Raw genomic sequence first — 26,029 nt, 5'->3', positions numbered from 1 at the left:
GAAATACGGTTTGTATGGTTGGAATCATTTAGCATGATAAAATCTATAATGAATGAATGGTATGAACGTGAATAATGTACATCGAGACAGGTTCCGGTTGCTTCCGATTGTTATCTTGTCGCTTTTCTTCGTGTCGTGCGAAAGTATCAAGGACGATATGGATGATTGCGGGATATATCTGGAATTTGTCTACGATTACAATATGGAGTATGTTGACTCTTTCGAACTGCAAGTGGAGACGGTCAATGTATTCGTGTTTGACGGGAAAGGGCTGTATCTTTTCAACAGACACGTCGGGCGTAAGGAACTTGTCGGGGGAAAACGGATGTTTTTCGGGAATGATTTCCGTCCGGGAGAATACAAGATACTGACGATAGGAGGGTTGACAGAGCATTTTAAGGTTGTCGACAAGGATGGTAATTTTTTATCCCCCGGGCAGACTATGCTGGAAGATGTCCGGATAACGCTGAACCGGACGTCCGGGACGGTATCTCACGGATTCTCGCCTTTATGGGTGGGACAGACCATTGATATTCAGAATAAGTCCGATTTGTCGGTGTTTCCGGTGCATCTTGTCAAGAATACCAATCGTTTTACGTTGTTGCTGGATAAATCGGAAAAATATGCCGGAGCAAGAAGTGGGGCGGCAGCGTATACTTTTGAAATAGAAACCCCGGAAGGGGCGGTGTACGGTCATGATAATATGCCAAGGCTAAGGGAAAACGTGAGGTATATTCCATACGAACTGACAACGGGGAGCGAGCCGGGAGTGTTGTCCGCGGGACGTCTTAACACGGTCAGGCTGGTGTACGGTGAAGATTATAATTATAAACTTACCGTGCGTGATGCGCGAAGCGGAAGCGTGTTGTGGGATTACGATCTGATGTCTTTACTTGAAGAGATAAAACCCGCGAAAGGGTTGGACGGTAATGACTTGTCCATGCAGGAATTTCTCGACCGCCAGAGCGAATGGCATCTGGTGCTTCTGTATAAAGAGGGAAGTGGGCCCGATGGTTTTGTTGCCGTGGGAATCAAGATCAATAACTGGATAATATGGTTTAATGATATAGGTGTCTGATTTTATATTGAAGTGTTTATGAAAAATAATATCTTACATATTGTCTTTACGCTGGTTTTTCTCGTTTCCTGTATCTCGGAACGATCGGAAAAGGATGAAGATATGGCGGGCGGTACGCGGGGAATGATGTCGATAGAGGTTCTTGTGGATGGAGCTGACGAACATGATTACGTTCATACAGCCCGTTTTATCACGTTCGATGACGTTTCGGTTTTCCCTGTTATCGATATCAACGAGGTCGTTGCTTTTGACACGAAAGAGCAGGACGCCAAGAAGTTCGGTACGACGTTGGAAGTCAGTTCGAACCCGGATAAAATGCTTGTCGTGGTCGTGAATGAGCCGGGGACAATGACTGCCGCGTTGGAAGCGGTGACTTTCCCGTCCGAGTTGGAGGATTTGATTTTTCAGATGGGGGACGCGTTTAATTTTAATCACACGCTCCCTGCTTCTTCGGGGCTTCCGATGACCGGGGTAAAACGGAAAATTACAGTAACCGAGGGGAACACGACACGGGAAAAGATCAATTTAGAACGGGGGGTGGCACGGGTAGAGCTTTGGTTGAAAAAAGAGGATGCCGTTGCTTTTGCCCGACTGACCAATTCTTTCCGGGTGCTGTTGGAGAAGACCTACACGGGAGGATATCTGGTGGCAGGGACAGAGGCAGACGGCACTCGTTTTCAAACGGGTGCGGACGTGGAAAATAATTTTGGACGGATGTTGATTCCTGCCAGTGATTACGAGTATGTCGGTTGGTTTTACGGGGCAAGTAATCCTTTGGAGTTGGATGATACCAAGCAATTGATATGTGCGTTTTACACTCCCGAACGAACTTGCTCTGCCCCGGGAGATGTTGATAAGCTGGTATTAGATATCATAGGATTAAGTACTCCCGACGGGTTGAGGGATTCCCGTACGATCTTGTCGGAATTTTCCCCGGAAGGAGGGGGGAATGTGCAAGCACTCACGGAGATCAGGCGTAATAACGTGTACCGTATCGTGGGTATCGTGAAGGAGAAAACCGTGCAGTTCGAGCATACCGTTATTCCGTGGTCGGACGCGGGGCAGGGGATTATTATTGATCCCCAGTGCTTTTTGCGGGTAAGTCGGGATAATCTTTATATCAGTAATGACGGAAAGTCGGTTATAATTACAACCGAGACCAATTACGACAGGGCTGACCGCGGGTTCCCGAAAGGGATACAACTGGGAACAGTAAGTTATTACGATAAAAATGGCGATCTACTTGCACCTTCTCATGTTCAGAGTGATTGGTTACAAGTCGCGATGTCGGAAGTTGCCGGAAGTTTGTTGCAAAAGTTGACATTTACGGTTTCCGGGAATCTAAGTAGTGTTGATATAGGATGTTACGCCGTTGTAGAAATCAAGGCGGGAAATCTGACCAAGGAGGTACGGGTAACTCGTTCATAGTATAATAAATATGTGATAAATGAAGCGATTTAAAGTATTATCGAAACTGTTTTACCCGGCTGTTTTATTACTGCTTGGTGTGGCGGGGTGTGTACCGGAGAAACTGGATGCACCTGCCGGAGTATCGGGTGAGGTGGTGGCCATGGAAATGATTATTCCGGGTTTTGATGTGCCTGTAACCCGCTCGATAGAAGGTTCCAAGGGGGAGGCCGCGGTGCAGACGATAGACGTTTTGATTTTCGATCAATCGACTCCTGCCGCGAAATTGCTCCAAAGTATCAAAGTGAGTAATTTTACGCAGGAACCGTCGGGTTCGGATTACAAGATAAAGTATAATCTGGCGTTACCGAAAGACGAGAATGCCGCTTTGATCGTAATTGTCACGAATGCTTCGGACGAGGTGGATAAGGCATTGACAGATTATCCGGTCAATTCGGAAAAACAAGACGTGTTAGGAGCGTTGAAATTTACCACGCGACCGGATGCCGACGGCTCCTATAAATGGAATGTATCGACACCGGGTTATACCCCGATACCAATGTACGGGGAAGTCCCCGTCGATGGGATTGCACCGGGAAAAACAGTCAGCATATCATTGACTCGTATGCTTGCCCGTATTGACGTCGAGAACGAGGTTAAGGGGAGCATTTTCAGACTTGAGGAAATACACGTGGTGAATTACAATACTTCGGGTTATATTGCCCCGGCATGGAACGCATCCAACGGTAATATCATAGCGGATTATTACACGAATAATAATAATCCTATGGTGCCGAATCCGGTGGGTAAGCAGTCCGGAACCTTGGATGATGCGATGATGTATGAATATAAGCAGGTTGGCGATGTTGCCGGACCTTTGTTGGCGGGAGAGATCTACGCCTATGAAGCCGCGAGGAACTCGGAAGCCGATCAAGTGAACGGAACTTGTCTGATTATCAAAGGAAAGTATTTGGGGAAGGATTACTATTATCGCATTGATTTCACTCGTGAGTCGGCGGCGTCTACTGCCGCGGACTATATGCCTCTGTACCGCAACTACAAGTATATTGTCACGATAACGGCGGCAGAGGGAATCGGCTACGAATCATTCGATCAGGCGCTTCGCTCGAAAAGTGTGTTGTCAAATCTGAAAACTTCTATTCTGGTCGTGGATATGTCCGGGATAAAGCATATTGTTTATGACGGACAGTTCTTTATGGGGGTGGAAACACGGGTAATTGATATGCCATACGGCGTGAGCAGGCAATTGAAACACCGGGTGAGTTCCGATTATCACGGGGATTGGAATGCTGTCGTGCTGGAACCGAACGCGCACACGTGGCTCCGGCTTGCCGACAATAAGCCCTCGACGAATGGGGCTGACATTAACCAGACAGGGGTGGAAATCAATGTTACGGCGATTACCCCGCCGGGTAATCCCGAGGATTACGTGAGCGGTAAAATCGTGTTTACTGCCGGGAGGCTTATCGACACGCTGACGGTCCGGAGAGTTCCGGTCGCCGAATTGTTTGCCCGTAGTAACGTGGTTCTAAGTTCCGGGGTATTGACTTTTGCCATTACGGAACAGGATAACCGGACGATTCCGGCTTGGTCGCAGGGGCTGTTTTTTAAATGGGGATCGCTTGTCGCACTGGCACCGGGAGGGAATCCTTATGATCCGACGGTACAAGTCGTGTATGCCCCGTCGGGGTTGAATCCGTCAGACTGGAAAGGCGGGCTTGGCGGTTGGGATAAAATACCGTACGGTCACCCGAATTTCGGCTTTACCTCGTCTTCCGCGGCGGATGATTCTTTTAAAGAGTTTTTTAATAACACGGGTTTCGACGAGGCAACGGGCATAGGGGATATATGTCGTTATATTTCCAGTGGAAAGGATGGAAAAGGTTGGGTGGAAGGAAAATGGCGTATGCCTACTTCTGCCGAATTGGAAGCATTGTATAATGAAACGGGGGTAAAAACAGCGAATAGAGGTAGTTTTAAAGATGTCACGTTAAACTTGAACGCCAATTCCGGTAGTTATTTGAATGGATCGTTTGATCCGGAAAGTGGTTGGTTTCTGGGGGCGAACGTGTCGGCTTCTACTTCAACGCCTGCCAATGCGGGGACACCGCCTGCCGGAACTGTTTTTCTGCCTGCCGCGGGACACCGCTATCCCAACGGGAACGGTAACGTGGTACAAGTCGGGGCTTACGGGTATTATTGGTCGGCGACGCCTTACACGATTAATAGCCGGTACACGGTGAACTATCTTTTCATGGAAAAAGACGGGATGCTGTTTTACGATGCCGACTTGTCGTATGCTTTTCCGATTCGTTGTATCAGAGATTATTGATGGATAAATATATATGATATGGAAACACCGAAGTATATGATGAAAAAGATATTCTTTCTTTTGTTGGTATTGTTGGGAATGAGGGACGGTGTATCGGCACAATCCTCTCATCTTATGCCTTTTTTCCGGTCGTTTTTGGACGGGGATATGGAGAATGTGAAACTTTTTGAGTCGAATCAGATCGAAGCCTCGGGAAGAAAAGCCGATAATACGTACAAGAGAGCAAATCAGGCGAAGCCGGTGAAAAACTTGGGATTGCGACTCACGCAAGGAAAAGAAGAGGTCGGGGCTTTTTATTTGCCCGATTATATTTTCTCCACGAAAGACGGTTTACTGATTGAGTTCGAGTATATCATGATGTACACGAATCCGTCGGAAAAGGGTTTGACGGACGGTATTTGTATGTTTCTTGTCGATGCGACTACCAATCAATATATTGGGGATAATCTGAAATACGGAGCGGAGGGGGCGGGGTTTGGTTATACTCACAGGGCGTCGGTTCACCAGAGCATAAACAAGGGGGTATTGCCGATAACCGGAATGAAAGGCGGGTATCTCGCCGTGGCGCTGGATCAGGGTAATTTTAAGAATTGGCGTATGGAAGACTATGAGATGAGAAACGGGATTCCTTATGATGATAATTTGACTACAATAGCTAATGCGCAGCCTCTAAAATATAACACCAGAAGTAATGTAACCATTCGGGGGGCTGCCGGTCGAGGAAAAAAAACGATAACAACTCAACAGAATACGCATGAAGTACCGGAAGGCAGTTGGGGATTTCCGGTACTTATCACCCGACACACGGGATGGAGTATTACCGGAGGGCTTGAAGATGAACATTCGAACGGATTGAGAAATGAAGCCGGATTCGAGTTGAACACGACGAGCGGGCAGTATGAACGGCATGTTGCTCCCCGGATTGATAAACCGTTCAATATTTCAGGCGGAGGTGTGTTTTCCCATTCGGATGAAAGTACATACCGAAAGGCTATTATCGCGTTGGAACCCAATGATAACGGGGGTGGTTTTAAGATCACGGTGACGATACAACACGGAACAGAAAAGACGATCGTGATAGAGAATTACACGTATCCGTCTTCTTTGAGTTATGCTGAAAATAGTTTGCCAATCCGGATTGCGGGCGGAAGTCCGCCTAAACCGATATGGTATACCAACCCACCGGTAACAAACCTTACCCTGACTACGCCACAGAGATTATGTATCGGGTTTATGGCATCGACCGGACAACTTACGGCGCATACCAATATTATCAAGAATTTGCGTATTACTCCTCTCTACGGGGCACGCGCGGAAGATGATATTTACGAGCATCGTCGAGGACCTGCCACCGTGAGGCCATTGGATAATGACGTGGCGTACAGGGGTGAAGGCAGTACTCCGAATGCCGGAAAAGATAATCTGAACCCGAGGAGTTTCAGAATATGGAAAAATGATAAGGAATGTCTTGGGAGTGAGGTATTCGTGTATGAAGCTCCTAACGAGGGCAAATGGGTATATAATCCGGAGCTGGCTGAAATGATGTTTTTCCCGGTCAAGGGTTTCAAGGGCGAGGTCTCGATCATGTATGACGTTAAGGGAAAGTACGCACCTTATGACGATGAGTTGTTTCGTTCTTCTCTGGCGAAAATCGTGATTCATATAGATGATAATCAACCTTGAGTTCGCCTTCAGCGAGTTGCAGGTTGCTTCTCTAGCGTTAGTAACTTGTAACTCGCCGAAGGCGAACCCTACTCCCCAATCTTTTGTTTGTTTTTTCGGAAACGTTTGTAAAAAAGCCTTTTTCTGCACTTTAATTTGTTAAATTTTATTTTATTATATTGATATTCAATATTATAACACTTGTAAAGTTACGTGTAAATTCTTGTCTAAAATTTGGCTTTATACTATTAACTTTTATACCTTTGCCGGATTAATTTTCTCCGGGTCGTTTTGTATGAGCGAGGGACATTTAGTGAGTTTTTGACGATCGGGTGAAACTTGAAAGAGATTCAAACGTATTTGGAAATAATTAATCTATAAGAATTATGAAGACAAGAATTGAACATGATTTACTCGGCAACAAAGAGGTGCCAATGGATGCTTATTATGGTGTTCAGACTTTGAGAGCGATCGAGAACTTCGCTGGGATTAGCGGTTACACGATCGGAATGTTCCCGAACTACGTGAAGGCTTTAGCGATGGTAAAATGGGCGGCTGCAAAGGCTAACTATGAATTAGGCTTGATTCCTTCCGATATAACGAATGCTATTACGGCAGCTTGCGAGGAGATCATCGACGGTAAATTGATCGATCAATTCCCCGTGGATATGGTACAAGGTGGTGCCGGAACTTCCACGAATATGAATATCAACGAGGTTGTAGCTAACCGTGCGTTGGAATTATTGGGACATCAAAAAGGTGAGTACGACTATTGTCACCCGAACAACCACGTGAATCTTTCTCAATCCACGAATGACGCTTACCCGACATCTTTCCACTTGGCTATAATTTTGACCAATAAAGAAGTTGTGGCAGAGATCAAATTGTTGGTTGATTCTTTCCGTAGAAAAGCGAAAGAGTTCGAGCACGTGTTGAAAATGGGACGTACCCAGTTGCAGGATGCCGTACCGATGACTTTAGGTCAGGAGTTCGAGGCATACGCTTACACTTTGGAAGAGAATATCGAGCGTTTGAACGCAGCCGCTAAGTTGTTCTTGGTTGAGAACATGGGTGCCACGGCTATTGGTACGGGTATCAATTCAGAACCGGAATATGCTGAAATCTGTGCTCGTGAATTGCGTATTATCAGTGGTGAAGAGTTCGTGTTAGCACCGAACCTGATTGCCGCTACGCCTGATACCGGGGCTTGTGTATCCTATTCTTCCGAATTGAAACGTTTCTGCGTTCAATTGTCCAAGGTATGTAACGATTTGCGCTTGTTGTCCAGCGGTCCGAGATGCGGATTGAACGAGATTAACTTGCCGCCGATGCAACCGGGATCTTCTATCATGCCGGGTAAAGTAAATCCGGTTATCCCTGAAGTGGTAAACCAAGTTTGTTTCCGTGTAATCGGTAACGATACGACCGTGATGATGGCTGCTGAAGCCGGTCAGTTGGAATTGAACGTGATGGAACCGGTGATCGTGTACGCTATATTCAACTCTATGCAGATGTTGATTAAAGTTATGGATCGTTTGAGAGTTTTGTGCGTTGACGGAATCACTGCTAACGCTGAACGTTGCAAGGATATGGTAATGAACAGTATCGGAATCGTTACCGCGTTGAATCCGACGCTGGGATATGAAAATTCTTCTCGTATTGCCAAGAGAGCTTTAGCCGAGAACAGAAGTGTTTACGATTTGGTACTGGAAGAAAAGTTGTTGACTAAGGAAGAGCTAGATAACGTTTTACGTCCGGAATTAATGATTGCACCGAAAAAATTTTATAAGAAAAAGTAACCTAACATGTTTAATTTCGTAAATATTGCTGTATCTTAGCAAAACTAAATTTTAAATATAAGGTTATGAAGAAAAGTTTTAATCGGTTTGTTGCAGTTGCTTTAATCGCTGCTTCATCAGTTGCTTTGAGCGGATGTTTCGGCTCTTTCGCGTTGACATCCAAATTACACAATTGGAACGGTAGCGTTTCTGATTCTAAATTCGTGAACGAGTTGGTATTTTTGGGATTATGCATCCTTCCGGCATACGAATTGTGCTGCTTGGGTGATGCTTTGATCTTCAACTCTATCGAATTCTGGGGTGGTAACAATCCTGTTGCCATGAAAGCCGGAGATATCGAGAAAGATCAAGTGATGTTTGCAGGTAAATCTTACACTGTAACCAAAACTATGAACAAAATGGAGATCTCTAGCGAAGAATCTGACGCTGTTGCTGAATTCCAATATTATCCGGAAGAGGATGCTTGGTATCTGATGAACGGTCAAGAAAAACAAAAATTGATGAAAAACACGAAGAAGATGATGAAAGCAGTTGTTGCTCTTCACTAATTTTTCGGAATATAGAGAATAAAAAAGGACGTCGAAAGGCGTCCTTTTTTGTCGTGTAACTTACCGAAGGTAAATGCAACTTGTAACCTGCAACTCGCCGAAGGCGAATTTAGCTGATGTATCGCCAATTGATTTTTGTCTTGAAGAGCCGTTTTACTTGTGTGGCGAAGGTTTGGTTTTCTTCTTTTTGCAGGGAAGGATCATCTTCCAGAATAATCGTGGCGGCTTGGGCGGCTTCATTTAGTATACGTCCGTCCTTTCCGAGGTTGGCTACCCGCAGGTTGCAGGTGAGTCCACTTTGCTGGGTGCCCTCGATATCTCCCGGTCCGCGTAGCTTCAAATCGACTTCTGCTATTTCGAAACCGTCGTTCGTGGAAGTCATCGTTTCGATGCGTTTGCGTGATTCGTTGGAAAGTTTGTACGAGGTCATAAGAATGCAGTAAGATTGATCTGCACCCCGCCCCACGCGTCCCCGGAGTTGATGAAGTTGGGACAGACCGAAACGTTCGGCGCTCTCGATGACCATAATGGAGGCGTTCGGGACGTTCACGCCGACCTCAATGACGGTAGTGGCTACCAATATCCGGGTTTCGCCGGATGCGAAACGCCTCATGTGTTCGTCCTTGTCGGCAGGTTTTAATTTACCGTGCACGATGCCTACTTTATAGCCGAGCGGGTCGAAATAACTCATCACGTGTTCATAGCCCTCTTCCAGATTACGGTAATCCATTTTCTCGGATTCGGAAATGAGCGGGTAGACAATGTATGCCTGCCGTCCGAGTTCCAGTTCCTTCTGGATAAATTTGTAGACTTGCAAGCGTTTATTCTCGAAAGCGTGGTGAGTCGTGATTGGTTTCCTGCCCGGTGGCAGTTGGTCGATTACGGATACGTCCAGATCCCCGTACAGTGTCATTGCCAACGTTCGAGGAATCGGGGTGGCGGTCATGACCAGCATGTGGGGCGGAATCGTGTTCTTCTGCCAGAGTTTGGCACGCTGGGCGACGCCGAACCGATGTTGCTCGTCGATTACGACAAGCCCGATATTTTTGAAACTAACCACATCTTCCAGTAGGGCGTGAGTTCCAATCAGTATTTGTAACCTGCCGTCGGAAAGGGCATCATGCAGCACATCCCGCTCTTTCTTTTTGGTAGAGCCTGTCAATAGCCCCACGCTAATGGGGGTATTTTTCAAAAGTTCGGAAATCGTTTCGTAATGTTGTGTGGCAAGGATTTCGGTAGGCGCCATGATGGCTGCTTGAAAACCGTTATCCAGAGCGATAAGCATGCACATTACGGCAACCAGTGTTTTCCCGCTTCCCACATCGCCTTGTAGCAGGCGATTCATTTGTTTCCCCGACCCGCAATCGGAACGAATCTCCTTGATTACCCGTTTTTGGGCATCGGTGAGGGGAAAGGGGAGGTGATTGCGGTAGAAATCATTGAAGTAATTCCCCACCACGGTAAACGGATGGCCTTGGAATGCCGCTTTCCGGTTGAATTTGAGTTTTAATATATTGAGTTGGATATAGAACAACTCTTCGAACTTCAGGCGATACTGGGCATTGCGCAACATATCCGGGTTCTCCGGGAAATGAATATTGTACAGAGCCTCGTGCAGGTAGATCAAATTGTGCTTTTTGATAAACCATGCCGGGAGGGTTTCCTGTATGCGGCCGTTGATAGCTTTGAAGATATTTGCTTGAATCTTGTTGATTACGCGGGAGGTCAGATAGCTTTTTTTCATCTTCTCCGTGGTCGGATAGATAGCTTGAAAACCCACGAGTTGTTTGGCGTTTGCCTCGTACAAGTCAATTTCGGGATGCACGATATTCAATTTGTGGTTGAACACGGATGGTTTCCCGAATATCAAGTATTCTTTCTCGGGTAGGATTTGGCTGGTCAAGTATTTGTAGCCGGTGAACCAAACCAGTTCCAGTTCCCCCGTGCCGTCGTACGCGGTGGCAACCATACGGGTCTGTTTTCCAGTTCCCACGGCGGACAGGTTCATGATTTTGGCTTTGACCTGTATGTACGGGAGGTCGGACGTGAGTTCTCCTATGGTATATATCCGGGTGCGGTCGATGTACTTGTACGGGGTATAATAGAGCATATCCTCGTAACTCCGGATGCCCATTTCCTGCTCCAATAGCGATGCCCGTTTTTCTCCGACGCCCGGGATAAACTTTATATTCAGTCCTGCCAGTTCCAAAATGCTCAATTAAATTTAATAGTATCGAATTTCACGAACGAAAGTAAAAAAAATAGATGACTTTAGTTGAGCATGTCGGGAATAAATTTTATTTTCGTAGGATAAATAATATAGATTAATTGTTCGTCGGGAGATGTATAATTATTTGAAACAACGGTTTAAGCATGCTATTCGATTTCGTCACAAGAGAGGGTACGGGGTACATTCCCCTTTTGTGTTTGACTTGATCACGAACGTGATAAAGGAAAAGGCGGAGTATTATGATTTTGCGCGTATCGAGGCAATGGGCAATGTCCGGGAGAAAGAACGAAAGTTATATCGGTTAATTTTCCGATTGGCGGATTATTTTTCGTTTCGGGAGGTATTATGCGTGGGAGTGGAGAACCCGTGGGTGTCCCGTTATTTAGCTGCGGTCTCAAAGCAGATGAACGTGTTGAACGGGGGACATGATTGTCCCGGGGCGGAATACACGGGACGTGTGACTCCCGCGGAGATGAAAGGAAGGGAGATAGACTTGCTGTTTTTAGGACGTGCATTCGAGGCGGATTGGCATGAATCTTGGGAAGAGGTTTTGCGGGAACGCAAGAAAGGACCTTTGTGCGTCGTGATAAAAGACATTTACAAAGGTCGGTTTAATTCCCTCGTTTGGCGGCAATTGCGTCAAGAAGGAACGGTGTCGATCGATATGATGTGGTACGGGATTGTTTTTTTCGATGAACGGTTGCAAAAGGGGAGGTATAATATGATAATTTAATTGAAAATTGAAAGTTGAAAATTGAAAATGAATGGATTCGGTGATTGAAGAATTGCTGAATTTGAGATTATCGAATGAGTGCGGGGACAGTGGGAATCATAAATCTAAAATTTAAAATCTAAAATTGAATGAAGGTTTACACGAAAACAGGGGATAAAGGAACTACGGCATTAATCGGGGGAACTCGGGTACCGAAAAATAATATACGTTTGGAAGCGTATGGCGGGGTAGATGAGTTGAATAGTCATTTGGGAATGATCCGGTCGTACCCGATTGACGAGGTTAGTGTGAAAGAGTTAATAGAAATTCAAAACGTGTTGTTTGTCGTGGGTGCGAACCTCGCGACGGATACGTCGGTGAGTAATATGCAAAAAAAGATGCCCTGCACGGAAGAGGATGTGGCTTTTCTGGAGCGGGCAATTGACCGGATGGACGAGGAATTACCGCCTTTGCAATATTTCGTGCTGCCGGGGGGACATCCTGCCGTGTCGGCTTGTCATATCGCTCGCACGGTTTGCCGTCGGGTGGAACGTCGGATCATTGACATGGGCGAGGAAATCGAGGTAGAGGACGTGATTGTACGTTACGTGAACAGGCTTTCCGATTACTTGTTTGTACTGGGACGCAAGCTGGCAAAAGATTGCGGTTTGGAAGAAGCCAAGTGGATTCCGAGAGCGTAGGAATCACAGAATCATTTAATCTTAAATCATAAATCATCAATGCAAGAGATATTTCGTTTTTTAGAGGCATTAAGAGAGAATAACGACCGGGATTGGTTTCATGCCAATAAAGAGTGGTATTTGAGAATAAAGGCAGAGCACGAGGCATTTATTAATCGTGTCATAGCGGCGTTGGCTGTCGTGGAACCGGAGGTCGAGGGGTTGGAAGCGAAAGATTGTATCTTCAGAATCTACCGGGATACGCGTTTTTCCCCGAACAAGCAACCCTACAAGACACATATCGGGGCGTACATGGTGAGGGGCGGTAAAAAGAGTCCTCGTTCGGGGTATTACGTGCATATCGAACCGGGTAACTGCTTGCTTGCCGGGGGAGTATGGTGTCCGGAGCCATCTTTATTGAAAGCGTTGCGGCAAGACGTGTATGATAATATTGATGAATTCACGGGTATTGTCCGGGATAAAGAGTTTGCCAAGTATTACCGGTTGGACGGAGAAAAATTGAAGAAAGTACCCGCTCCTTTCCCGAAGGACTTCCCGGAGGCAGAAATGTTGAAATTCAAGGCGTATACTGTTACTCACGGTGTGCCGGATGCATTTTTCGAGGGTGAGGATGCGGTCGAGAGGGTGGTTGACCGTTTGTTGTTGATGAAACCTTTTCATCGTTTCTTGAATTACACGGTGGAAGAGACGTGGAATAATTGAAAATGGAGAATTGAAAATTGAAAATGAACGTGTTTTTCCTTTGAATGGCTTTGATAATAAGGGGAAAAGTCGTATATTTGTAGTATGGAAAAAACAAAAGAAAAAATGCCGCAGCTAGTGAAAAACGCCACGGTCCGGGAAGAGATTTTGCAGGGAATGATAACCTCGTTTCAATTGGAAGGAATAAAGATTTCCCAAGAGACGGCGTACACTATTCTCGAACGGGTGAATTTGAAACTTAAAATGCGTAAGTAATGATCTTTTCCATTCTGGAGTAGTCTTTGCGGGCTACTTGCTGAACGGCTATAATATACTCGTCGAAATTCACTCGTCTGAAATTCAATCCTGTATAACCTTGTTTGCGAGCCATTAGATTGGCAAGTATACGTGCTGTCCGTCCGTTTCCCTCCCGGAATGGATGAATGAAAAGCAATTCCCCATGTACTTTGGCGATGTCCTTGATTAACTCCTCTTGATGAGCGTAGTGATCCGGAAGATGTGCCAGTATCTCTTCTTCAAAAATTCGCATATTATCCGGGATAAAGCGTCCGGCCGGAAAGACGAATCCCCCTTTCGATACATTCACGGAGCGGAAATGCCCGGCAAAAGAGTAGAGCTCTTTTAACGCGGTACGGTGGATGTCGCAAATGTATTTTATCGTGAATTTCGTTTTGGGCGTCAGGTTCTCTGTAAATAGAATTTCGGCAGTCAAAAAGCCCTCGAACTCGGCATTGTGTATTGCTTCCTCGTCGGTAAGTCCGAGTAAGTTGTGGAGTATTTCACCCTCTTCACCATTGGTCGAGTATCTGTTCATGGCGTTCGATTTGCTTCAAAGTTATGGAAATCTGTCAATATCACCAAATTTATTTAAGATTTATGATTTATGATTTGTGATTAACCGCTATCTTTGTCATTCGGTAAAGCCGAGTTACAAGTTGTAATTATTATAAGATAACAATGAAGGTATTATTATTGGGTAGTGGCGGACGCGAGCATGCGTTGGCGTGGAAAATAAACGAGAGTGAGAGATTGACAACGTTATATGTTGCACCGGGAAATGCCGGAACTGCCGGGATTGCGGAGAACGTGAATATTAAGGTGACGGACTTCGAGGCATTGGCTACATTTGTCGAGAATAACGGCATCGAGATGTTGGTCGTGGGACCGGAAGATCCGCTGGTGGAAGGTATTCGGGATTATTTCGAGGCTGATGCCCGTTTTGCACACTTGATGATCGTGGGTCCCGGAAAGGCGGGAGCGATATTGGAAGGGAGCAAGGATTTCGCGAAAGAATTTATGATTCGTCACCATATCCCGACGGCGGGTTACTTGACCGTGACGAAAGAAAATATAGAGGACGGGATTGATTTTCTGAAAACACTGAAACCGCCTTACGTGTTGAAGGCTGACGGACTGGCTGCCGGTAAGGGTGTCTTGATATTGAATGATATCGAGGAGGCGAAAAGTGAACTCCGCTTGATGTTGGGCGGTAAGTTCGGTAAGGCGGGCAATCGAGTGGTGATAGAGGAATTCTTGAGCGGGATAGAGCTTTCCGTGTTCGCCCTCACGGACGGGAAAGATTATAAGATATTAGGCTCTGCCAAAGATTACAAACGTATCGGGGAAGGGGATACCGGATTGAACACGGGTGGAATGGGAGCCGTTTCTCCGGTGCCGTTTGCCGACGAGGAGTTCAACCGGAAGGTGGAAGAGCGGATTGTACGCCCGACGATAGAGGGTTTCCGTGAGGAAGGTATCGATTACAAGGGATTCGTTTTCTTCGGGTTGATGAATGTTGCGGGTGATCCTTACGTGATCGAGTACAACGTGCGTATGGGTGATCCGGAAACGGAAGTAGTGTTACCGAGATTGAAGACGGATATCTTATCTTTATTCGAGGCGATGGCGAAGGGCGAGTTAAAACAAGCCGCTTTTGATTTGGATTCCCGTTTTTGCACAACGGTCATGTTGGTATCGCAGGGTTACCCGGGAGATTACGAGAAAGGAAAGGTTATTACCGGATTGGAGAACGTGGAGGGTAGTATCGTGTTTCATGCGGGAACAAAATTGACAGACGGGAAAGTGTTGACAAACGGGGGGCGCGTATTGGCTGTCAGCTCGTATGGCGATACCATGAAAGAGGCTTTGACTCAATCATACAAGAACGTGGCGAAAATTCATTTCGAGGGAATGAATTTCAGGCGTGATATAGGGTTTGATTTATAGCGCTCGAAGAAAATGGGATTCAATTCGGTACTGAAGTCGAAAAATTTGTATTTGTTATATTTGTTGCCGTTTATTCTGGCAGCAATAGCATTTTTACGTTTCACGTTGGATGGAGACGGGGGAATCATTTGCCGTGAGAATGGTTTAATCTCATTTCCTTTTTTAAACGAAAACCAGCATCTTCTTTGGTTAAAGGCGGCAGGGATGTTCGTGTTGTTGTGCTTGTCTTTTCTGATCTTCTTTATCGCGGACCGGTACAAATTTTTATCCCGTATTACCGTGTTGCCCGCGTTGTTCTATGCTTTGATGTCGGCGGGAATTATTTGTCATTATGGCGTGAATAATTACCTGCTGGCAGCATTTTGCATGATTGTGGCGATATCCCGTTTGCAGTCGGCTATCGTGCACTCGAACTCCAATGCTCCCGTGTTCGGGTTTGGTTTGTTTACTTGTTTGGCAGTCTTGCTTTGTCCCAAGTTAGTGTCGTTGTTGCTTTGGGCTATCGTGGTATTGCCTTTCTCCGGTCGTGCGAATGTCAAGGACTTGGTAGCTTTGTTTATCGGCTTTTTTACTACCCTGTTTTTTACTGCTGCCTACTATTTCTGGACAGATCAATTATTCGAACTTCCAGCAGTGTTCTCGGAAACGTTGTTAGCGGGGGAAGGTTTCTGGAGGTTGATGCCGGAGAAACTGGCTGCCTATATCGTTTTCGGGGTACTGATTATCGTGTCGTTGTACAACGTGATCGTGAACTCTTCGACGGCAATTGTTGCGCAACGGAGAGGCATATTTTCAATGCTCTCGATGCTATTATTTGCGGGCAGTTCCTTGTTTTTTATTCCATTCAATTGCCACGGCATCATGCTGATACTTGCGATACCCTTGTCCTACTTGTTTTCGCAATATTTTATTTCACATCGCATCCTATGGTTGGGAAACGTGTTGTTTCTCCTCATGTTGACGGCGTGTGTTTGGACTATTTGGTAGAATATACAGGGTACAAATGTCGTACTCTAGTAGAATGTCAACATCTCTCCGCGTACCTTCTCGTTGATTTTACCGTTGTTGTACACGATTTGTCCATTCACGATTGTTGTTGCCACTTTATAAGTAAATGTCATTCCTTCCAATGGCGACCAACCGCATTTGTATCGTAAATTTCTTTTCCTGACCGTCCACGGGTGTTTTTCAAAGATGGCGATATCCGCCTTGTAGCCTTCCCGCAAGTAGCCTCTTTCCTCGACATGAAAGATATCAGCAGGGGCATGGCACATTTTGTCAACGACGTTTTCAAGCGTGATTTCACCCCGTTCCATGAGTTCCAGCATGACCACCAGCGAATGTTGTACCATGGGGCCGCCGCTTGCCGATTTGGTATAAACACCGGCTTTCTCTTCCGGCAAGTGGGGGGCGTGGTCGGTGGCAACGACGTCCAGACGGTGTTCATTCAGCCCTTGCAACAATGCCTTCCTGTCACTCTCTGCCTTGATTGCCGGATTCCATTTCACGAGGGAGCCTTTCGTGATGTATGCCTTGCTGTTGAACCATAAATGGTGGACACAAACTTCCCCGGTGATACGCTTTTCTTTTCTGGGGCCTTCGTCTAGCAGAGTCACTTCCTCTTCCGTGCTTAAGTGGAGTATGTGCAGGCGGCTGTTGTGCTTGTGAGCCAATGCTGCGGCCAAAGAGGAACTCTTGTAGCATGCTTCCCGGCTGCGGATCACGGGGTGGCAATACGTGGGGATGTTGTCGCCGAGCATTTCTTGAAGAAGTGCCAGATTCCGGTTAATCGTGGGAGTATCCTCGCAGTGCGTGGCAATTAAAACGGGAGATTCGGCAAATATGCGTTCCAGTGCTTCCGGGCTATCGACGAGCATGTTGCCCGTGGATGAACCCATGAATACTTTTACCCCGCAGGTAGTGTGGGGATCGATATTTCTGATCTCGTCAATGTTATCCACGGTTGCTCCAAGGTAGAATGAATAATTCACGACAGCGTTCTCCCGGGCGATTTGTTGTTTTTCCCGCAACAATTCGTTCGTGACGGTGGGCGGCTTCACATTGGGCATATCCATGAACGAAGTGACCCCACCTGCTGCCGCGGCACGGCTTCCTTCCCCGATATCCCCCTTGTGGGTTAAACCCGGTTCGCGAAAATGTACTTGGTCGTCAATCACGCCGGGTATAATAAATTTCCCCGTCGCGTCAATGACTTTTACACCCTTGGGGATTTCAGTGATTCCGCCTTCAATGATTTTCTCGATTCTGTCGTTTTGAATAAGAATATCACCTTTAAATGTTCTCCCTTCGTTTATGATTGTTCCACCGTGAATAAGCATATTAATTTATGATTTACGATTTTTGATTTACGATTGAATAATTCTGAGATTTAGATTTCTGTTAATTTCTTGATTTATGATTTTCCGTTAACCGATGCTTCTAAAATCGTAAATCGTAATTCATAAATCGTAAATTAATCCGTCGGCAATCACAGAATTAATTTATTCTCTTTTTACGTTTCCCGATGCTTCTGAGTTTCATGGTGATGACACCCCAGAATGCTTCGTTGAATATACCACCGCTCATTTTGGACGTGCCTAGGGTGCGGTCGGTGAAGATAATCGGGACTTCTTTCAGTTTGAACCCGAGTATCCATGTCGTGAATTTCATTTCGATCTGGAATGCGTATCCTTTGAATCGGATTTTGTCCAAGTTGATTTCTTCCAGAACCTTTCTCGTGTAGCACACGAATCCGGCTGTGGCGTCATGTACTTTCATGCCCGTGATCATTCGCACGTACTTGGAAGCAAAGTAAGACATCAGTACCCGTCCCATAGGCCAGTTCACAACGTTGACGCCGGTGACGTAGCGGGAGCCGATAGCCATGTCGCCCTCTCCCGAAGCACAAGCGTTGTAAAGTTTCACCAGATCGTCCGGGTTATGCGAAAAGTCCGCGTCCATCTCGAAAATGTAGTTGTACCCGTGTTCCAGAGCCCATTTGAATCCGGCGATGTAAGCGGTGCCTAATCCCAATTTCCCCTTTCGCTCGATCATGTGGAGTTGCGGGAACTCGGTTTGCAGGCGTTTGACGATTTGTGCCGTTCCATCGGGAGAATTATCCTCGATAACAAGGGCATCAAATGCCGGGGTAAGCGTGAAAACGTGTCGGAGAATGTTTTCGATATTCTCTTTCTCGTTATAGGTAGGTATGATGACAACTCTGTCGTTCATAACGATATATTTTATAAATAGTCAATAATCCGTTCCAACTTGTTCCCCCGGGAGCCTTTCACCAAAATGAAAGAATTTACCACTTCATGCGTTTTTAAATGTTCAATCAGAGTATCCGTGTCGGGAAAATAGGTTGTAAATGTATAGTTATTTATGATAGATTCAAAATTATGCCCCACGACAAATACTCGCGGGAAATTGTGATTTGCGATCATATCCATGATTTCCCGGTGCGCTTCGTGTGATATGTCCCCAAGTTCCCGCATTTCGCCGATAATGATGAGTTTGTTGTCCGCTTTCATTTCCGCGAAGTTGGAAATAGCCGCCCGCATACTGCTGAGATTAGCGTTGTACGCGTCCAGAATGATGGTATTCTGTTCGGTTTTCAGTAATTGGGAGCGTAGATTCGAGGGCGTGTAGGCTTCTATCGCTGCCTGTATTTGCAGCGGGTCTACCTCGAAAAATATTCCCGCGGCAGAGGCTGCCATGGCATTGTCGAAGTTATAGCCCCCGATCAGCTTGGTACGTATATAAAGATGCCCTTGGCGGGTTTTTAGCGTGTACACCAGATAGGGTGTGGTTTGCGCTATCTCGCCCTTGACTAAATCTCCATCTGCACCGTAAGTGTAGCGTTTCGCATCCTCGGACAGGCGGCAAAGCAGTTCATCTTCCCCGTTCACGAAAAGAATACCTTGTTTCGCCTTGACGGATTTGTACAGGGCGCTTTTTGTTTCGATGATATTCTCGTAACTGCCGAAACCTTCCAAATGCGCGTAACCGATGTTGGTTATAATCCCGTAATCCGGTTCCGCGATTTCGCACAGGTCTTTGATTTCACCGGGGTGGTTGGCACCCATTTCCACGATGCCGAATTCCGTGTCTGCATCCATGCTGAGCAAGGTGAGCGGAACCCCGATATGGTTATTCAAATTACCTTTGGTGGCAACGGTTTTGTACTTTTTCGAGAGTACGGCATGGCATAATTCTTTCGTGGTTGTCTTGCCGTTTGTCCCGGTGATACCTAAAATGGGGATGTTTAACTGTCTGCGGTGATGATTCGCCAGTTGTTGCAGAAAGTGTAATGCATCGGGAACGAGTACGCACCGGGGCGAGATGTTGTACTCGGCTTCATCAATGACGACGTACCTTGCTCCTTGTGCTATAGCTTTATCTGCGAATGTGTTACCGTTATGATTTTCCCCTTTTAAGGCAATAAATATATCCCCTTCTTTTATTTCCCGGGAGTCGGTGGTAACCCGACCGCCTTCCCGGAAGGCCTTGTATATAGATTCTAATTCTTCCATCTTTCGTTTTATTCGATAGGAATTACAAATTTATAAAAATAAATGAACCGATCAATTTTAGATTTATGATTTTAGATTTACGATTCTGTGATTGGGTGATTTTTTATTAATATTGCGGGATAATTTAATCTTAGAAATAATGAAAATCAAGACAGGGTTGGGGATTGATGTCCACCGGTTGGAACCGGGGTTGGATTTTTGGCTCGGGGGAATCAAGTTGCAACATGATAAAGGTTGCGTGGCACATTCGGACGGGGATGTGTTGATACATGCGATATGTGATGCACTTCTGGGAGCTGCCGGGTTGGATGATATCGGGACGTATTTCCCGGATACAGATCCCGCGTACAAGGGAATCGACAGCAAGATATTGTTGAAGAAAGTGGTCGAAATGCTTGAACGGAAATGTTTTTCTGTCGGGAATATCGATTGTGTCATCTGTCTGCAACGCCCGAAAATTAAGATGCGGACACTGGAGATGAGGGAATGTCTGGCAGAGATTATAGGAATTGATGTCGATGATCTCACGATAAAGGCTACGACCACGGAACAACTCGGTTTCGAGGGTAGGGAAGAAGGGGTTTCAGCCTATGCTACCGTGCTGCTTATCAAGTTATAAAAAAGGAAAGCCGCTCGGCTTTCCTTTTTTTATTTTAGTTCATGTAGTCCCACATGGGTAACAGGATTGGTTTCTGGTTCAATGCCTTCAAGGCTTTTTCTCCCAAGTATTTTTTATGAATTACCACGCGGAAGATGTATTCGTCAAACCATTTGTCCGTGAACGTGAGATAGCCGTTATGTCCCGCTTGCGGTCCCCAGCTATTCTCGAATTCCCATTTCGTGGGGTTCCCGTTCTCGTCAACATCCACAGCCATCAGTACCATGGCGTGAGCGGAACCGCTTTGGCGGGTGAGAATACGTGCTTTTTTATCCATGGAGAAGTCTACGCCCATTAAAGAGTTGTAGTCATACATCTCCGGGTCGAGAATCCCGGTTTCCCGGTTGAAGAATTTACCCACGTCGCTGGAAGTGTACATCGCCTCGTTCCCTTTGATGGAAGCGATCGCGGCTTGCTTGATGTCCTCGTTCGGCAGGTTCAGGTACACCCAGTTGATACCCTCTATCGTGTTGCGATAGTTCTGGATATCGTATATTTTGTAATATTCCCGGGTGGGGTCGTTCATAATCATGATATAGTTCTCCGGACTGTAATCGGCGGGAGTGATTTCCTTGTAGAACTGTTGCGGGGTATAGTTTGCCAATTCCTTGATTTCGCCGTTTTTATCCTTGTATCTCCACGTGAAGGTGGTAGGCGGTTCGCCGAGGCAAAGAGCCAGAATACGGTAAATATCTTTCAGCACGGATATTTTTTCAACGCGCAAATCTTTGGCTTTTTTGCCTTGTGCCGCCATTTCCCGGATGGTGTAACCACCTTTGCGGAGGCGTTCGTTGATTAACGATACCATGGCGTTGGTATTGTTCGAGTGGGCTGTTTCCGGCATCACCTCTTTTGGGACAACCCCGTATTTTTCGCCCAAATTGTAATAAAGATTCCATACGCCACCGTCGTTCACGGGAGCTTGGAACATATAGTACACGTCCCGATCGTCCATCGGTTTGCCGGCAGTGGAAATCATGTTCTCGAGGAAAAGATTGGATTTCTCGAACATGTCCCAGAAATAAAGATAGTTGTGCGAGAAGTCGAAGTTGGTAAGATTGTATTTCTTCATGATGCTCGGGCGCAACACGTTCATGGACGTGAACATCCAGCAACGTCCGGAACTTTTCTGGTCCGTGATGCCGTTCACTTTTACCCGATACTTGAAGTAATGGTCTGTTTTGCCTTGTACTTCCCGGTTTAGGGCATTGCTACGGATGTCCTTGTCATTCGTCAGCACGTTCTGAATGGCTTTCGTGGCAGCGTCTTTCCGGAAACTCCCTTTGATATCGTTTAGTTCTTTCTCTCCAACCGTTTGAGCGCATAGCGTTCCCCCGGCCAAAAGCAGAGAAAATAATGTCGTGTATAACTTCATAATTTTAGATTTACGATTTTAGATTTATGATTTTGAAACGGAGAATTGAAAATCGGAATACGTGTGTAATTTTCAATTTTCAATTCTCCATTTTCAATTGTTTAAAGGTGAATCACTTCGTCGTAAGCGGCACAGGCAGCTTCCATTACGGCTTCGCTCATGGTTGGGTGCGGGTGTACCGTTTTGATGATGTCGTGTGCGGTAGCTTTCATTTTGCGTGCAAGTACCATTTCGGCAATCATCTCGGTCACGTTCATACCTACCATGTGGGCACCCAGTAACGTGTTGTCGGCAGCGTTGAAAATCAGTTTGATAAAACCGTCATTGGCTCCTGCCGCACTGGCTTTCCCGGATGCGGTGAAGGGGAATTTCCCGATTTTGAGTTCATAGCCCGCTTCCCGCGCTTTTGCCTCGTTCAGTCCCACGGATGCAACCTCGGGTGTGGTGTACGTGCATCCCGGGATGTTCGTGTAATCGATTGTTTCGGTGGGAACCCCGGCGATGTGTTCCACGCAACAGATGGCTTCAGCCGATGCCACGTGAGCCAGTGCCGGACCGTGCACGATGTCGCCGATAGCGTAAACGCCTTCCACGTTCGTGCGGTAGTACTCGTCGACCTTTACCTTACCTTTTTCCATTTCGATATTCAGCTCTTCCAAACCGATATTTTCCACGTTCGGGCTGATTCCCACTGCCGAAAGCACGATTTCTGCCTCGTGTACTTCGATTTCACCCTTTTTATTTTTGATGTTTACTTTCAACAGTTTTTCTCCGGCTTCCACGCTTTCCACGGATGATTTCACCATCACGTCGATGCCTGCTTTTTTGAAAGAACGTCCCACTTGTTTGGAAACTTCCTCGTCTTCTACCGGGAGGATTGTCGGCATGAATTCAACCAACAATACTTTGGTTCCCATGGCGTTGTAGAAGAATGCCAATTCGGAACCGATAGCTCCCGAACCGACCACGATCATGGATTCCGGTTTGTGGTCGAGCGTCAGTGCTTGGCGGTACCCGATGATGCGTTTCCCGTCCTGCGGGATATTCGGCAATTGGCGTGAACGGGCACCGGTTGCCAGCACGATATGTTGTGCCTCGTGAACGGTTTTCTCGCCCGCCGCGTCGGTTACCTCAACTTTCTTGTCGGCGGTCAGTTTACCGTGCCCCTCGATCACTGTGATATTGTTTTTCTTGAAAAGGTATTGGATACCTTTACTCATCTTGTCGGCTACTCCCCGGCTGCGGGCGATAATGGCATCGAAATCCGGTTCCGCGTGCTCGATTTTTACCCCGTAATCGGCGGCGTGTCCGGCGTATTCCAACACTTGAGCCGATTTTAGTAATGATTTCGTCGGGATACAACCCCAGTTCAAACAGATACCCCCAAGTTCCGCACGTTCTATAACAGCCACGTTCATTCCCAGTTGTGAAGCACGGATGGCTGCCACGTATCCCCCGGGACCACTTCCTACCACGATTAAGTCGTATTTCATTTTATTTGTCATTTATAATGTGAATAATTATTACACTGAATCATCGGGTGACAAAATTAGGGTATTTGTTTAGAATAGAAAACAAAATCGATTTTAGATTTTAAAAGGTTTCTCTTGCGTTCATGTTAATGTAATAAAAATAATATGTATAAATAATGAATTTTATTTGTAGTTGATATATATCATCTCCTATTCAATTCCCATTCAACTCCTATTCAAAGCCTATTATAAAGGTATAAAAATAGAATTTAAATTGAAATAGTATAAAAATTATTAATACTGAAATTTATAGTATATACATTATTCTTTCACGTGGAATAACTGATTGTGTCGAGAGTTGTTTTTGAACGAGGTAGAAAATATTTTCCCGTTATGATATCGAGAGTTGAAGTTAAAATTTTGTATTTCTGAGTTGAAATAGTATCTTTACACGCTAAAATTTATATAGTATTGAAAATAACTGGTATATGAAGTATTCCGTGTTGTGTGCCTTGCACTGTCGGTTGTGAATGAAGAGAATATTTCATGTCGCTTAAAACATAAAATTGGATATTAATATGAAAGGACTAAAAATTGTTGTTCTTGCTAAGCAGGTTCCCGATACAAGAAACGTGGGGAAAGATGCGATGAAGGCAGACGGAACTGTAAACAGGGCAGCTTTACCTGCCATCTTCAATCCGGAGGATTTAAATGCTTTAGAGCAAGCTTTAAGATTAAAAGATACAATTGAAGGAACTACTGTTCACGTGTTGACGATGGGACCGGGGCGTGCCGCCGAGATCATCAGAGAGGCGATGTACAGGGGTGCGGATGGCGGTTACTTATTGTCGGATAGGGCATTTGCCGGTTCTGACACGTTAGCGACTTCTTATGCCTTATCTTGTGCTTTACGTAACTTGGAATATGACGTGATTATTTGTGGTCGTCAAGCGATTGACGGTGACACCGCGCAGGTAGGTCCGCAGGTGGCCGAGAAATTGGGATTGCCGCAGGTAACTTACGCGGAGGAAATACAGAAATGTGACGGGAATGTGCTCACGATTAAACGTCGCTTGGAAAGAGGTATCGAGGTGGTAACTTGCCCGCTTCCCTGCGTGGTAACGGTGAACGGTTCTGCAGCCGAGTGTCGCCCGAGAAATGCCCGTTTCGTGATGAAATACAAAAACGCGAAAGGCACTCAAGAGGCTCAAGATGCCAACGAGGATTATTTCGCGCTGGTGAACGAACGTCCCTATTTGAAGTTGACGGAGTGGAGCGTGAACGACGTGGAGAGTAATCCCGCGGATCTCGGTTTGAGCGGTTCGCCTACCAAGGTGAAAAACATCGAGAACGTGGTGTTCCAAGCAAAAGAGGCAAAAGTGCTCTCCGGCACGGATGTGGAAATCGATGCCATGATGAAAGAGTTGATAACGAATCATACAATTGGATAATTTATGATTTTGGATTTACGATTTTAGATTAGAATCAGCTAATCGTAAATCACGAAATCATAAATCATAAATTATTAAAAGAATTACGGAATGAACAGTGTATTTGTATATTGCGAGATAGAAGAGGGGGTAGTTGCCGACGTGAGCCTTGAGTTGCTGACGAAAGGTCGTGCCCTTGCAACAAGATTGGGTGTGAAGCTTGAGGCTATAGCGCTCGGACATAACTTGAAAGATATAGAGAAACAGGTATTCCCTTACGGGGTTGATGTAGTTTGGGTGGGCGACGATGCCCGTTTGGCTCCTTACACGACGCTGCCTCACACGAAGATGTTGGTTCGTTTGTTTGATGCGGAGAAACCACAGATCGCTTTGATGGGGGCTACCAGTGTGGGACGTGATTTGGGTCCTCGCGTGTCTTCTGCTTTACATAGCGGTTTGACTGCCGATTGCACGAGCCTTGAAATCGGGGAGTACACGGATGCCAAGAGCGGTAAGAAATACGAGAATCTGTTGTACCAGATTCGACCTGCTTTCGGGGGAAATATCGTGGCAACTATCGTGAACCCGGATTGCCGCCCGCAGATGGCTACCGTTCGCGAGGGGGTAATGAAAAAAGAGATTGTCGATCCGCAATATAAAGGTGAGATAAAGAATTTGAACATCGACGAGTATCTGGATGACACGGATATGGTCGTAAAGGTGATAGAACGCCAGATGGAGAAATCCAAGGTGAACATCAAGGGAGCCCCGATTATCGTTGCCGGAGGATACGGCGTGGGTTCCAAGGAGAATTTTGCTTTGTTGCATGAACTGGCTTCCGTGTTGGGCGGGGAAGTGGGTGCTTCGCGTGCTGCCGTGGATGCCGGGTTCTGTGAACACGAGCGCCAGATCGGACAGACAGGTACCACGGTACGTCCTAAATTATACATCGCTTGCGGTATCTCCGGACAGATACAGCATACTGCCGGAATGGAAGAGTCTTCCATGGTTATAGCGATCAACACGGATGCGGATGCCCCGATTAATAAATTTGCTGATTACGTGATCACGGGTGACCTGAACGTGGTAATTCCGAAAATGCTCCAGTATTACAAGAAAAACAGCAAGTAGACGATTGTAA

At 46.0% G+C, this 26,029-nt stretch carries 22 protein-coding genes; 15 read left to right on the top strand and 7 right to left on the bottom strand.

Annotation, left to right across the window (positions count from 1 at the left end; genetic code table 11):
* Window positions 1-52: 52 nt before the first annotated feature.
* From H8S64_RS15490 to H8S64_RS15465, 6 genes are all read left to right on the top strand, one after another.
* Window positions 53-1,078, top strand: coding sequence for a FimB/Mfa2 family fimbrial subunit (locus H8S64_RS15490; protein WP_186977246.1), 1,026 nt, complete (start codon window positions 53-55; stop codon window positions 1,076-1,078).
* Window positions 1,079-1,096: 18 nt separating this feature from the next.
* On the top strand, window positions 1,097-2,506 hold the full coding sequence (locus tag H8S64_RS15485; protein ID WP_186977244.1) for a hypothetical protein: 1,410 nt from the start codon (window positions 1,097-1,099) through the stop codon (window positions 2,504-2,506).
* A 19-nt stretch (window positions 2,507-2,525) separates the two neighbouring features.
* Entirely contained in the window at window positions 2,526-4,838 is a 2,313-nt protein-coding gene (locus H8S64_RS15480; protein WP_186977242.1) for an FISUMP domain-containing protein, read from the top strand.
* A gap of 18 nt (window positions 4,839-4,856) precedes the next feature.
* A complete protein-coding gene (locus H8S64_RS15475; protein WP_186977240.1) occupies window positions 4,857-6,521 on the top strand; it encodes a hypothetical protein in 1,665 nt (554 codons plus the stop codon).
* Between the two features lie 365 nt (window positions 6,522-6,886).
* The gene (gene aspA, locus H8S64_RS15470; RefSeq protein WP_186977238.1) at window positions 6,887-8,299 is read left to right on the top strand and encodes an aspartate ammonia-lyase; all 1,413 of its coding nucleotides are present in this window, start codon (window positions 6,887-6,889) and stop codon (window positions 8,297-8,299) included.
* Between the two features lie 65 nt (window positions 8,300-8,364).
* Window positions 8,365-8,847, top strand: coding sequence for a DUF3332 domain-containing protein (locus tag H8S64_RS15465; RefSeq protein ID WP_186977236.1), 483 nt, complete (start codon window positions 8,365-8,367; stop codon window positions 8,845-8,847).
* Between the two features lie 109 nt (window positions 8,848-8,956).
* Here the strand turns inward: H8S64_RS15465 and recG are convergent, their stop codons facing one another.
* Window positions 8,957-11,059, bottom strand: coding sequence for an ATP-dependent DNA helicase RecG (recG, locus tag H8S64_RS15460; protein ID WP_186977583.1), 2,103 nt, complete (start codon window positions 11,057-11,059; stop codon window positions 8,957-8,959).
* Window positions 11,060-11,189: 130 nt separating this feature from the next.
* Here recG and H8S64_RS15455 point away from each other — a divergent pair, with 130 nt between their 5' ends.
* From H8S64_RS15455 to H8S64_RS15440, 4 genes are all read left to right on the top strand, one after another.
* Entirely contained in the window at window positions 11,190-11,810 is a 621-nt protein-coding gene (locus H8S64_RS15455; protein WP_186977234.1) for a hypothetical protein, read from the top strand.
* Between the two features lie 128 nt (window positions 11,811-11,938).
* A complete protein-coding gene (locus H8S64_RS15450) occupies window positions 11,939-12,490 on the top strand; it encodes a cob(I)yrinic acid a,c-diamide adenosyltransferase (protein ID WP_186977232.1) in 552 nt (183 codons plus the stop codon).
* 39 nt (window positions 12,491-12,529) lie between these two features.
* Complete coding sequence (locus H8S64_RS15445; protein WP_186977230.1) at window positions 12,530-13,192, top strand: DUF2461 domain-containing protein; 663 nt, start codon at window positions 12,530-12,532, stop codon at window positions 13,190-13,192.
* 84 nt (window positions 13,193-13,276) lie between these two features.
* Window positions 13,277-13,447, top strand: coding sequence for a hypothetical protein (locus H8S64_RS15440; RefSeq protein WP_176554860.1), 171 nt, complete (start codon window positions 13,277-13,279; stop codon window positions 13,445-13,447).
* Here H8S64_RS15440 and H8S64_RS15435 read toward each other — a convergent pair.
* Entirely contained in the window at window positions 13,431-14,006 is a 576-nt protein-coding gene (locus tag H8S64_RS15435) for a Fic/DOC family protein (RefSeq protein WP_099289996.1), read from the bottom strand. The genes H8S64_RS15440 and H8S64_RS15435 overlap by 17 nt on opposite strands.
* A gap of 143 nt (window positions 14,007-14,149) precedes the next feature.
* On the opposite strand from H8S64_RS15435, the gene purD reads away from it, so the two are divergent.
* A complete protein-coding gene (purD, locus tag H8S64_RS15430; RefSeq protein WP_186977227.1) occupies window positions 14,150-15,418 on the top strand; it encodes a phosphoribosylamine--glycine ligase in 1,269 nt (422 codons plus the stop codon).
* Window positions 15,419-15,430: 12 nt separating this feature from the next.
* Window positions 15,431-16,405 carry a hypothetical protein gene (locus H8S64_RS15425; protein ID WP_186977226.1) on the top strand — a complete coding sequence of 325 codons (975 nt, stop codon included), beginning with the start codon at window positions 15,431-15,433 and terminating at the stop codon, window positions 16,403-16,405.
* Window positions 16,406-16,431: 26 nt separating this feature from the next.
* Here the strand turns inward: H8S64_RS15425 and H8S64_RS15420 are convergent, their stop codons facing one another.
* The 3 genes from H8S64_RS15420 to H8S64_RS15410 form a co-directional block, all read right to left on the bottom strand.
* A complete protein-coding gene (locus H8S64_RS15420; protein ID WP_186977224.1) occupies window positions 16,432-17,757 on the bottom strand; it encodes a dihydroorotase in 1,326 nt (441 codons plus the stop codon).
* Between the two features lie 157 nt (window positions 17,758-17,914).
* Window positions 17,915-18,649, bottom strand: a complete 735-nt coding sequence (locus tag H8S64_RS15415) for a polyprenol monophosphomannose synthase (RefSeq protein ID WP_222621194.1) — start codon at window positions 18,647-18,649, stop codon at window positions 17,915-17,917.
* A gap of 11 nt (window positions 18,650-18,660) precedes the next feature.
* Entirely contained in the window at window positions 18,661-19,953 is a 1,293-nt protein-coding gene (locus H8S64_RS15410) for a UDP-N-acetylmuramoyl-tripeptide--D-alanyl-D-alanine ligase (protein ID WP_186977222.1), read from the bottom strand.
* A gap of 139 nt (window positions 19,954-20,092) precedes the next feature.
* Between H8S64_RS15410 and ispF the strand changes: the two genes are divergently transcribed.
* The gene (gene ispF, locus H8S64_RS15405; RefSeq protein WP_186977220.1) at window positions 20,093-20,572 is read left to right on the top strand and encodes a 2-C-methyl-D-erythritol 2,4-cyclodiphosphate synthase; all 480 of its coding nucleotides are present in this window, start codon (window positions 20,093-20,095) and stop codon (window positions 20,570-20,572) included.
* Between the two features lie 34 nt (window positions 20,573-20,606).
* Here ispF and H8S64_RS15400 read toward each other — a convergent pair whose 3' ends face one another.
* Complete coding sequence (locus tag H8S64_RS15400; RefSeq protein WP_186977218.1) at window positions 20,607-21,986, bottom strand: C1 family peptidase; 1,380 nt, start codon at window positions 21,984-21,986, stop codon at window positions 20,607-20,609.
* A 101-nt stretch (window positions 21,987-22,087) separates the two neighbouring features.
* Window positions 22,088-23,479 carry a dihydrolipoyl dehydrogenase gene (gene lpdA, locus H8S64_RS15395; RefSeq protein ID WP_186977216.1) on the bottom strand — a complete coding sequence of 464 codons (1,392 nt, stop codon included), beginning with the start codon at window positions 23,477-23,479 and terminating at the stop codon, window positions 22,088-22,090.
* Between the two features lie 557 nt (window positions 23,480-24,036).
* On the opposite strand from lpdA, the gene H8S64_RS15390 reads away from it, so the two are divergent.
* Both H8S64_RS15390 and H8S64_RS15385 read left to right on the top strand, forming a co-directional pair.
* Window positions 24,037-24,909, top strand: a complete 873-nt coding sequence (locus H8S64_RS15390) for an electron transfer flavoprotein subunit beta/FixA family protein (RefSeq protein ID WP_099290005.1) — start codon at window positions 24,037-24,039, stop codon at window positions 24,907-24,909.
* Window positions 24,910-24,999: 90 nt separating this feature from the next.
* On the top strand, window positions 25,000-26,019 hold the full coding sequence (locus H8S64_RS15385) for an electron transfer flavoprotein subunit alpha/FixB family protein (protein WP_186977214.1): 1,020 nt from the start codon (window positions 25,000-25,002) through the stop codon (window positions 26,017-26,019).
* Window positions 26,020-26,029 lie beyond the last annotated feature (10 nt).

This window comes from Butyricimonas hominis, assembly GCF_014287455.1.
Classification (GTDB): Bacteria; Bacteroidota; Bacteroidia; order Bacteroidales; family Marinifilaceae; genus Butyricimonas; species Butyricimonas muris.
This window is presented reverse-complemented; position numbering and strand designations above follow the sequence as displayed.